The organism is Bifidobacterium sp. UBA6881 (genome assembly GCA_002451435.1).
Lineage (GTDB): Bacteria > Actinomycetota > Actinomycetes > Actinomycetales > Bifidobacteriaceae > Bifidobacterium.
The window spans coordinates 1-2,499 of the sequence record DKCF01000109.1 but is presented as its reverse complement, the minus strand read 5'-3'; the positions used below and the strand labels follow the sequence as shown (position 1 = coordinate 2,499).

Here is a 2,499-nt window from a genome sequence, read left to right as displayed (position 1 = left end):
GACGTGTCCCAACCCGACGCGGAGCAGGTCGAGACCATCGACACGCAGATGCGCGACATGGAACAGTACATCGCCAAATTCAGCGCGATGGAACGCGACCGCGACATCGACGGCATGACCGACACCCTGATCCGCGTCACCGAACGCGTGGCCGAGGTGCGCCGCATCTACCAGCCGGGATTCCCGCTGCCGACCTTCGCGGAGATCCGCCGCGTCGTGCAGGACGAATGGGACGAGGACATGGACAAGATCGACCCCGACAACACCTCGCCGACCGCCGACAGCATCGAAAAGGAAACCGCCGACGCCGACCGCGAGCAGAAGAACGAGGAAGCCGCATGAGCGTTCCCGAACAGACGCGTCCGGAGCCGAACGGCCCGTCCGCGGCGGACGACTCCGCCGAAAGCCGCGAAAACTCCGTCAGTTCCAAGGAATCCAAGGTTTCCGTGAAGGCTCCGGCAGCCGAGCCGGAACGTCGCATGTCGGAACTCTCCGTGGTCGAAACGCATTCCGCGATGGTCCACGGATGCCGTTCGGCCCGCGGCAACTGGCATAACCGCCCCCGGATCGGCATCATGGGCGGCACGTTCGACCCCATCCACAACGGGCACTTGGTGGCGGCGTCCGAGGTCTCATGGGTGTACGACCTCGACGAGGTGATCTTCGTGCCCACCGGCCGTCCGGTGTTCAAACTCGACAAGAACGTCACCAACGCCGAGGACCGCTACCTGATGACGGTCATCGCCACCGCGTCGAATCCGAAATTCACCGTCTCGCGCGTCGACATCGACCGGCCCGGCATCACCTACACCATCGACACGCTGCGCGACATCCGCGCGCAGAGGCCCGACGCGGAACTGTTCTTCATCACCGGCGCTGACGCGGTCGCGGAGATCATGCAATGGAAGGACGCCGACAAGATGTGGGACCTGGCGCATTTCGTGGCGGTCACGCGTCCCGGATACTCGTCGCCGGCAGGCGTGCGTCTGCCGGAAGGCAAAGTCGACACCCTGGAGATCCCCGCGCTGGCGATTTCCTCCACCGATGTGCGCAGACGCGCGGAACATGGCGAGCCGGTCTGGTATCTCGTGCCGGACGGCGTGGTGCAGTACATCGGCAAGCATGGCCTGTACCGCTGAAAAACGGGGGAACACGCGCGCCCGGTGAGGTCTGCGCGAACGGTTATCATTGGTCACGTCCAATTGACGGAAACAGACGTTTGGAGACACGGTGAGCGCAATCCTTGAGGGAAAGCCTGATAAAAATCTGATCCTTGTCACAGGCAGGACCCATCCGAAGCTGGCGGCGGACGTCGCCGAACAGCTCGGCATCGACATCCTGGAGACCACGGCATACGATTTCGCCAATGGCGAGATGTATGTGCGCTACACCGAATCCGTGCGTGGCGCCGACGTGTTCGTGCTGCAGAGCCACGCCAACCCGATCAACCAGTCGATCATGGAACAGCTCATCATGATCGATGCGTTGAAGCGCGCCTCCGCGCGCTCCATCACCGCGGTCTGCCCGCTGCTCGGATACTCCCGCCAAGACAAGAAGCACCGCGGCCGCGAGCCCATCTCCTGCCGTCTCGTCTTCGACCTGCTGAAAACCGCCGGCGCCGACCGCATCATGAGCGTCGACCTGCACGCCGCACAATCCCAGGGCTTCTTCGACGGTCCGGTCGACCACCTCATCGCCATGCCGGTGCTGGTCGACTATATCCGCGACCGTTTCTCCAACCAGCTTGACAACGTCGCCGTCGTCTCCCCGGACGCCGGCCGCATCCGCGTGGCCGAGCAGTGGGCCCAGCGCCTCGGCGGCGGTCCGCTCGCCTTCGTGCACAAGACCCGCGACATCACCCGCCCGAACCAGGCGGTCTCCAACCGCGTCGTCGGTGACGTCGCGGGCAAGGACTGCGTGCTCGTCGACGATTTGATCGACACCGCGGGAACCATCGCCGGCGCATGCAACGTGCTGAGGGACGCGGGCGCCAAGTCGGTGACCGTCGTCGCCACGCACGGCGTGCTGTCCGGACCGGCCGTGGAACGTCTGAAGAACTGCGGCGCCCGCGAGGTCGTGCTCACCGACACCGTGCCGATTCCGGAAGAGAAGCGTTGGGACGGCCTCACCGTGCTGTCTATCGCGCCGCTGCTGGCAAGCGCCATCCGCGCCGTGTTCGAAGACGGTTCCGTCGCCAAACTGTTCGACACCTATCCGGAGCACCACGGCCAGGGATTCCTGTTCGCCTGATTTCCGTCTTCCCAACGTGCCCCGTATGCGGGATTATGCGTGCGGGGCACGTTTCGCGTTTACGGCGTGGCACTCGCGGATTCCGAGTCCGGTTCCGACACGCGGCGTCGGATTTCGGCGGCATATGGCATAATAGACACTTGGCGGAAACAACCAGTTGATTCCGCCGTTCCCCCATGGTGTAATGGCAGCACACGGGTCTTTGGAACCCTTTGTCTTGGTTCGAGTCCAGGTGGGGGAGCTCGTATA

General features: G+C 64.0%; 2 protein-coding genes, 1 tRNA gene and 1 pseudogene. All 4 read left to right on the top strand.

Annotated features, from left to right (window positions below):
• Nucleotides 1-342: pseudogene (locus tag B3C64_RS08290) on the top strand (phosphoribosylglycinamide synthetase); the annotation flags it as partial.
• A 137-nt stretch (nt 343-479) separates the two neighbouring features.
• Nucleotides 480-1,139: a nicotinate-nucleotide adenylyltransferase gene (gene nadD / locus B3C64_RS08285; protein WP_291535021.1), complete on the top strand. Its 660-nt coding sequence runs from the start codon at nt 480-482 to the stop codon at nt 1,137-1,139.
• Between the two features lie 91 nt (nt 1,140-1,230).
• Nucleotides 1,231-2,250 (top strand): ribose-phosphate diphosphokinase, encoded by a 1,020-nt coding sequence (locus B3C64_RS08280; protein WP_291535004.1) that lies wholly within the window; start codon nt 1,231-1,233, stop codon nt 2,248-2,250.
• Nucleotides 2,251-2,420: 170 nt separating this feature from the next.
• Nucleotides 2,421-2,491, top strand: a tRNA-Gln gene (locus B3C64_RS08275).
• Nucleotides 2,492-2,499: the final 8 nt, after the last annotated feature.